Origin of the sequence: Kitasatospora sp. NPDC088861, from assembly GCF_044750105.1 — a bacterium.
Lineage (GTDB): Bacteria > Actinomycetota > Actinomycetes > Streptomycetales > Streptomycetaceae > Kitasatospora.
The window spans coordinates 189284-196390 of sequence record NZ_JBIVJF010000014.1 but is presented as its reverse complement, the minus strand read 5'-3'; the positions used below and the strand labels follow the sequence as shown (position 1 = coordinate 196390).

At 74.9% G+C, this 7107-nt stretch carries 5 protein-coding genes; 1 reads left to right on the top strand and 4 read right to left on the bottom strand.

Translation table 11 applies throughout. From position 1 onward, the window contains the following. Positions 1-149: 149 nt before the first annotated feature. Positions 150-1649 (bottom strand): DUF6350 family protein, encoded by a 1500-nt coding sequence (locus ACIP37_RS23745; RefSeq protein ID WP_400809152.1) that lies wholly within the window; start codon positions 1647-1649, stop codon positions 150-152. A gap of 132 nt (positions 1650-1781) precedes the next feature. Here ACIP37_RS23745 and ACIP37_RS23740 point away from each other — a divergent pair, with 132 nt between their 5' ends. Beyond that, positions 1782-3494 carry a sigma factor-like helix-turn-helix DNA-binding protein gene (locus ACIP37_RS23740; RefSeq protein WP_400844447.1) on the top strand — a complete coding sequence of 571 codons (1713 nt, stop codon included), beginning with the start codon at positions 1782-1784 and terminating at the stop codon, positions 3492-3494. 70 nt (positions 3495-3564) lie between these two features. Here the strand turns inward: ACIP37_RS23740 and sucD are convergent, their stop codons facing one another. From sucD to ACIP37_RS23725, 3 genes are all read right to left on the bottom strand, one after another. Next, the gene (gene sucD, locus ACIP37_RS23735; RefSeq protein WP_063349021.1) at positions 3565-4449 is read right to left on the bottom strand and encodes a succinate--CoA ligase subunit alpha; all 885 of its coding nucleotides are present in this window, start codon (positions 4447-4449) and stop codon (positions 3565-3567) included. A gap of 19 nt (positions 4450-4468) precedes the next feature. Further along, positions 4469-5641, bottom strand: coding sequence for an ADP-forming succinate--CoA ligase subunit beta (gene sucC / locus ACIP37_RS23730; protein WP_363625906.1), 1173 nt, complete (start codon positions 5639-5641; stop codon positions 4469-4471). A gap of 302 nt (positions 5642-5943) precedes the next feature. Further along, positions 5944-7107: a VWA domain-containing protein gene (locus tag ACIP37_RS23725; protein ID WP_363625908.1), complete on the bottom strand. Its 1164-nt coding sequence runs from the start codon at positions 7105-7107 to the stop codon at positions 5944-5946.

The window sequence follows — 7107 nt, the reverse complement described above, 5'->3', positions numbered from 1 at the left end:
CGGTCCGATATCCGCTCACTCGCAGGCGCCTTGACCTGCCCCACCCTCGCCACACCACAACCAACGAGACACCGACCACAAAGTCACCGGCATTGGGGCTAGGTCCTGTCCGGCCGGTCATGCCGGACAAGGCCCAGGACGGACAGGGCCTAGTCGCTCCCGGGGGCCCGCCCGCCCAGGCGCAGCACCGCGGCGTACCCGCGGGCCCGCAGCAGCAGCACCCCCCGGCGCAGCCGCTCGGCGGACCGGGCGCGGGCTGCGGGCGGGACCTCCTCGTCGGCGTCCGCGTCGAGTTTCTCGGCGGTCTGCCCCTCGACCTCTCTGTCGACCTCTTCGTCGGCCTCCGGGACCGTTGCGGGGCACAGCGCCCGATGGCGGACCAGCAGCGCGCCCGGCACGGCCACCAGCGCGAACCAGCCCGCCGCCGCCGGTCCCGTCCACCAGGGTGCCGGTCCCAGCCGGGCCATCCGGCCGCCCGCCAGCGCGCCACCCGACAGCCAGCCCGCCGCCGCCACCGCGACGCCCGTCAGCAGCGCCGCCGCCAGCACCGCCACCACCGTCGCCGCGAGCGGCCACGGTCCGTCGCCGCCCCCGTCACCGTCGTCGACGCCGTCGCTGTCGTCGGCCCCGGCCGCCGCGCGCGGGCCGGCCGCCGCCCGGCCCAGCAGCACCGCCGGCACCACCCCCGCCAGCACCGGCAGCAGCAGTGCCGCCAGCCGCCAGCCGCCCGGGCCCTCCGCCGGCAGCAGGGCGAACATCGGGAACTCCGGGACGGGGCCCAGCACGGTGCCGCCCGGCGCCACCACCGTCCCGGAACCCACCGCGAACCCCGGGCCCAGGGCGTACGCCGTCCCCCAGAGCACCGCGTTCGGCAGCAGCACCACCCCGAGCAGCAGCAGCCCGACCAGGGCCGCCGGTCCGCGCCCGAGCACCGCCATCCCGTGCCCGCCCCCGGACGCCGCGTCCAGCGCCGCCGCCACCGCCACCAGCACCCCGCCCGCCGCCACCAGGCCCGCCCCGGCCGCCAGCACCGAGCCGCGCACCGCCGCCGCGCCGCCGACCGGTCGGAGCGGCGCGGGCAGCCGGTCCAGCAGCTGCCACGCCGGGCGGCGGGGCGGGGCGGCGGGGCCGGCGGCCCGGGCCGAACGCGCGCCCGCCGCCGTCGCCAGCCCGGCCAGCAACCCCACCACCAGCACGTCCGGCAGCACCCTGGCCCGGAACAGCCCGGCGCCCGTGCAGTGCAGCACCACCGCCACCGCGACCGCGCAGTAGCCCGCCCAGACCGCAACCGGGCCGCCCCAGCGCGGCCGGGGCCCGCGCCGCGACGCCACCCCGGCGGCGGCCCGGTACAGCTGAGCCACCGCCAGCACGCCCAGCAGCAGCGGGGTGACGGTCAGCGGCGCGCCCGCGTCCCCCCGCAGCACCGGCGCGCCGTGCCCGAGCAGCCACAACGCCCCCGCCAACCGGGTGGCGCCGGTCGCCCCGTTGTCCGCGTACGGCGTCGCCACCCAGAGCCCGAGCACCGGCACCCCGACAACCGCCAGGCCGACCAGCGCCGTCCGCACCCCCGCCAACAGGTCGGCCGGCAACGGGCGTCCGCCCAGTTCGCCCGGCAGTTCCAGGATCGGACGGCCCATCAGCTGCGTCATGCGCCTCATGGTGCCAAGGCGACTCGCCATGCCTCGTGAAGCGGCAAACCGCCGCCGTGTCCCAGATTATTGGCTTATGCGCATTTTCAGACCCGATCCCCAAGCCGCCGGCGGACCGGCCCGGAGCGTCTGATGACCACGCCACCCACCGCCGAACACCCCGCCGGCGCCGACTCCCCCACCCCCGGGAACCGCGCCCGCAAGCCCCGGACCACCCACCCCGACCAGGACGCGGCCCGCCTCCTACGGAAACTGACACCCCGTGAGGCCCAGGTGCTCGCCCACCTCGCCGCCGGCCGCGACCTCCAGCAGTCGGCCGCCGCCCTCGGCGTCACCCCGGCCACCGCCCGCAGCTACGTCCAGCGGGCCATGCGCAAACTCGGCGCGGCCACCGAGGCCGAGGCCGTCGCCCTCACCACCGCCCGCCCGAAGAGCCCCGACCCCGCACCGCCCGACCCCGCACCGCCCGGCCCCGACGCACCGCCCGGCCCCGACGCACCGGGCGACGCCCAGACGGGCCCTCCCGCCGACCCCCGTACCCCCGACCCCGCGCCGCAGCGCCCGCCCGTCCTCGGCACCGGAGGAGAGCACGCCGGGCCCGCCCTCGCGCACCCCGGCCAGGCCGCCCACGCCACCGCCCACGCCCACGCCCAGACCGCCCCGAACGCCCCGGGAGGGAGCATCAGCACACCCGCCGTCACCACGACACCGCCTGGCACCCGCGACACCCCGCCCGCGGCGCAGGACCGACCCGACGGCCCGGCCGCCGACCCCGGGCGGCCCGCCCACGTGGCCACGCCGGCCGACGGCGAGCGGGCCGGGCCGGCCAAGAGCTTCGAGGAGTTGTACGAGCAGGCGCACACCCGGCTGGTGCAGCAGGTGTTCCTGCTGACCGCCTGCCGGCACCGGGCGGCGCACTGCGTCCGGCTGGCGTTCGGGGCGGCGCGCCGGGGCTGGGCGGAGGTGGCCGCGACGGGGGATCCGGAAGGGTGGGTGCGGGTACGGGCGTGCGAGCTGGCACTGTCCCCGTGGCACCGGGGCGGGCCCCGGCGGATGCACGCCTGGAAGCTGCCGCACCGGCGGATCCGGGTGCGGCCGGCGGACGAGTCGCAGGCGGTGCTGCCCGATCACGACCGGCTGACCGACCGGGACCGGGCGCTGCTGAAGGCACTGCGGCGGCTGTCCCGGCCGCAGCGCCGGGCGCTGGTGCTGCACGACGGGCTGGGCCTGCCGGCGGCGGCGGTCGCGGTGGAGGTGGAGTCGACGCTGGCGGCGGCCGAGGGGCGGGTGTGGGCGGCCCGGGCGGCACTGGCCCGGTGGGTACCGGAACTGCTGGGGCCGGATCCGGCGGCGCCGGGGTTCGCGGACGGCCTGAGCGGGCTGCTGCACCGGGCGGCGGTCCGGGGCTGCCCGGAACCGCACCGGCCCCCGGTGCCGGTGCTGCGGGCCCGGCACCGCCTGTGGACCGCGAGCCGGACGGGGGCGGCGGCGCTGCTGACGGCGGCGGTGGGCGGGGCGGCGCTGGCGACGCTGGTGGGGATCCGGCCGGTGACGCTGTTCCGGTCCCCGGAGCCGCCGGAGCCGGCGATGTGCCTGTCGGCGGCGGGCCCGGGCGAGCCGGGTGTGCCGGCGCTGCCGGGCGGGCCGCCGAACGTCGTCCGCAGCCTGTGGTGCAGCCCGACGCCGGGGGTGGAGGCGGTCGTGATGGAGTCGGCGCCGCAGGCCGCCGCGCGGTGGGAGCTGCCGGCGGTCGCCCGGGGGGCGGGCGCCCCGCCGCCGCAGGGTCCGGAGGTCTGCCCGCTGTGGTCACCGCTGCCGTGCACGACCGGGCCCACGCCGTACTGACGGCGTCCGCGGACGCGCGAGCGCCCCTGCCCGTGAAGGGCAGGGGCGCTCGCTGCGCGGTCGACCGACGTCAGCCGGCGATGATCTCGCGCGCCAGGCGGGCGGTCTCGGACGGCGTCTTGCCGACCTTGACACCGGCGGCCTCGAGGGCCTCCTTCTTCGCCTGGGCGGTGCCCGAGGAGCCGGAGACGATGGCGCCGGCGTGGCCCATGGTCTTGCCCTCGGGGGCGGTGAAGCCCGCGACGTAGCCGACGACCGGCTTGGTGACGTGCTCGGCGATGTAGGCCGCGGCACGCTCCTCGGCGTCGCCACCGATCTCACCGATCATGACGATGAGCTCGGTCTCCGGGTCCTCCTGGAACGCCTTGAGGGCGTCGATGTGGGTGGTGCCGATGACCGGGTCACCGCCGATGCCCACGGCCGAGGAGAAGCCGATGTCCCGCAGCTCGTACATGAGCTGGTAGGTCAGGGTGCCGGACTTCGAGACCAGGCCGATCTTGCCGGAGGTGGTGATGTCGGCCGGGATGATGCCGGCGTTCGACTGTCCGGGGCTGATCAGGCCGGGGCAGTTCGGGCCGATGATCCGGGTCTTGTTGCCCTTCGAACCGGCGTACGCCCAGAAGGCGGCGGTGTCGTGCACCGGGACGCCCTCGGTGATGACGACGGCCAGGCCGATCTCGGCGTCGATGGCCTCGACGACCGCGTCCTTGGTGAACTTCGGCGGCACGAAGATGACGGTGACATCGGCACCGGTCTTCTCCATGGCCTCGGCGACGCCGCCGAAGACGGGCACCTCGGTGCCGTCGACGTCGACCGTGGTGCCGGCCTTGCGCGGGTTGACACCGCCGACGATCTGGGTGCCGGAGGCGAGCATGCGGCGGGTGTGCTTCATGCCCTCGGAGCCGGTCATGCCCTGGACGATGACCTTGCTGTCCTTGGTAAGGAAGATAGCCATGGTGTGAAAGTCCCCTTCCTTACTTGTTGGCCAGCTCGGCGGCGCGGTCAGCGGCGCCGTCCATGGTGTCCACGCGCTGGACCAGCGGGTGGTTGGCGTCGTCGAGGATCTTGCGACCCAGCTCCGCGTTGTTGCCGTCCAGACGGACGACCAGCGGCTTGGTGACGTTCTCGCCCTTGCTCTTCAGGAGCTCCAGGGCCTGCACGATGCCGTTGGCGACCGCGTCGCAGGCGGTGATGCCGCCGAAGACGTTGACGAACACCGACTTGACGTCGGGGTCGCCCAGGATGATCTCCAGGCCGTTCGCCATGACCTCGGCGGAGGCGCCGCCGCCGATGTCGAGGAAGTTGGCGGGCTTGACGCCGCCGTGGTTCTCACCGGCGTAGGCGACCACGTCGAGGGTGCTCATCACGAGGCCCGCGCCGTTGCCGATGATGCCGACCTGGCCGTCGAGCTTGACGTAGTTCAGGCCCTTGGCCTTGGCGGCGGCCTCCAGCGGGTTGGCCGCGGCCTTGTCCTCCAGGGCCTCGTGCTCGGGCTGGCGGAACTCGGCGTTCTCGTCCAGCGAGACCTTGCCGTCAAGCGCGATGATCTTGCCCTCGCCGGACTTGATCAGCGGGTTGACCTCGACGAGGAGGGCGTCCTCGGCGATGAAGACCTTCCACAGCTTCTGCAGGACGTCGGCGACCTGGTCGGCGATCTCGGCCGGGAACTTCGCCGCGGCGACGATCTCGGCGGCCTTCTCCGGGGTGCAGCCCTCGTTGGCGTCGACCGGGATCTTGGCGAGCGCGTCGGGGTTCTCCTCGGCGACGACCTCGATCTCCACGCCGCCCTCGACGCTGGCCATCGCCAGGAAGGTGCGGTTGGTGCGGTCCAGCAGGAACGAGACGTAGTACTCGTCCTTGATGTCCGCGGTCTGGGCCAGCATCACCTTGTGGACGGTGTGGCCCTTGATGTCCATGCCGAGGATCGCCTCGGCCTTGGCGACGGCGTCAGCCGGGTCGGAGGCGAGCTTCACGCCACCGGCCTTGCCTCGGCCACCCACCTTCACCTGAGCCTTGACGACGGCGCGGCCGCCGAAGCGCTCCGCGATGGCGGCAGCGTCTGCGGCGGTCTCGATCACATCACCGTCAAGCACGGGCACACCGTGCTTGGCGAAGAGGTCCCTCGCCTGGTACTCGAACAGGTCCACGTGTTTGTCCTTGTTCGTGGTCGCGGATTGTGTCTCTACGAGCGTGCCACGGCAGGATCTTCGCTGCGGGTCGTCGGGGCGGTGCGGGTACGCAGAGGTACGGCCTTGCGGCCCACACAGCCACGGGCGCACACGTCAATCAACACGCGCGTCACGTCCGTCTGGCAGGTTATCCCCGTACGACGGGACTGTTTCGCCCGGGGCCTGCCCGTCCGTGGTGAGAACCGTCACAGACAGCCTACGGGGGCGGTCGGCGCACCCCCCGTCCGCCGGTCGGCCGGTTCGCACGTCCGGGTGAATCCTCACACTCCCTGGTCAGGCACCGGCAGCGGGCGCTTCTCGATCGCCGCGGCCATGATCTCCGGAAAGGCGTCCGGGGTGCAGGCGAAGGCCGGGGCCCCCAGGGCGGCCAGGGCGGCGGCGTGGGCGTGGTCGTAGGCGGGCGCACCTTCGTCGGAGAGCGCCAGCAGGGCGATGAACTGGACGCCGGCCGCCTTCATCGCGGCGACGCGCTTGAGCATGCCGTCCCGGATGCCGCCCTCGTAGAGGTCGCTGATCAGCACGACCACGGTCTCGGACGGCCGGGTGATCCTCGACTGGCAGTAGGCGAGCGCGCGGTTGATGTCGGTGCCGCCGCCGAGCTGGGTGGCGAACAGGACGTCGACCGGGTCGGTGAGCTGTTCGGTGAGGTCGACCACCGAGGTGTCGAAGACGACCAGCCGGGTGTCCAGCGTGCGCATCGAGGCGAGCACCGCGCCGAACACCGCCGAGTGCACCACCGACGGGGCCATCGAGCCGGACTGGTCGATGCAGAGGATGACGTCCTTCTTCACCGCGCGCTGGGCGCGGGCGTAGCCGACCAGCCGCTCGGGCACGACGGTGCCGTGCTCGGGCAGGTAGTTCTTCAGGTTGGCCCGGATGGTGCGGTCCCAGTCGATGTCGCGGTGGCGGGGCCGGTTGACCTTGGCGCTGCGGTCGAGGGCGCCGCCCAGGGTGGCCCTGGTGCGGTCGGCGAGCCGGCGTTCCAGATCGGCGACCACCTTGCCGACCACGGCCCGGGCGGTCTCCCGGGTGGTCTCGGGCAGCGCGTGCTTGAGCGACAGCAGGGTGCCGACCAGGTGCACGTCCGGTTCGACGGCCTCCAGCATCTCGGGCTCCAGCAGCAGCCGCTCCAGACCGAGCCGGGCGATCGCGTCCTGCTGCATCAGCTGGACGACGGTGGACGGGAAGTACTCGCGGATGTCGCCCAGCCAGCGCGCCACCTGCGGGGCCGAGCCGCCCAGCCCGGCGCCGCGCCGGCCGCCGCGGGCCGCCCGGCCGCCCTCCTCGGGCGCGCCGCGGTAGAGCGCGGCCAGGGCGCCGTCCATCGCGGCGTCCCGGCCGCGCAGGGCGCAGCCGGTGCCGTCGGCCTCGCCGCCGAGCACCAGCCGCCAGCGGCGCAGCCGTTCGTCGGTCGTGGTCGCCAT

Coding starts and splice junctions, on each gene's coding strand:
- ACIP37_RS23745 (WP_400809152.1), bottom strand. CDS start 1,649: ATGACGCAGCTGATGGGCCGTCCGATCCTGGAACTGCCGGGCGAACTG.
- sucD (WP_063349021.1), bottom strand. CDS start 4,449: ATGGCTATCTTCCTTACCAAGGACAGCAAGGTCATCGTCCAGGGCATG.
- ACIP37_RS23725 (WP_363625908.1), bottom strand. CDS start 7,107: ATGGCGACCACGACCGACGAACGGCTGCGCCGCTGGCGGCTGGTGCTC.
- ACIP37_RS23740 (WP_400844447.1), top strand. CDS start 1,782: ATGACCACGCCACCCACCGCCGAACACCCCGCCGGCGCCGACTCCCCC.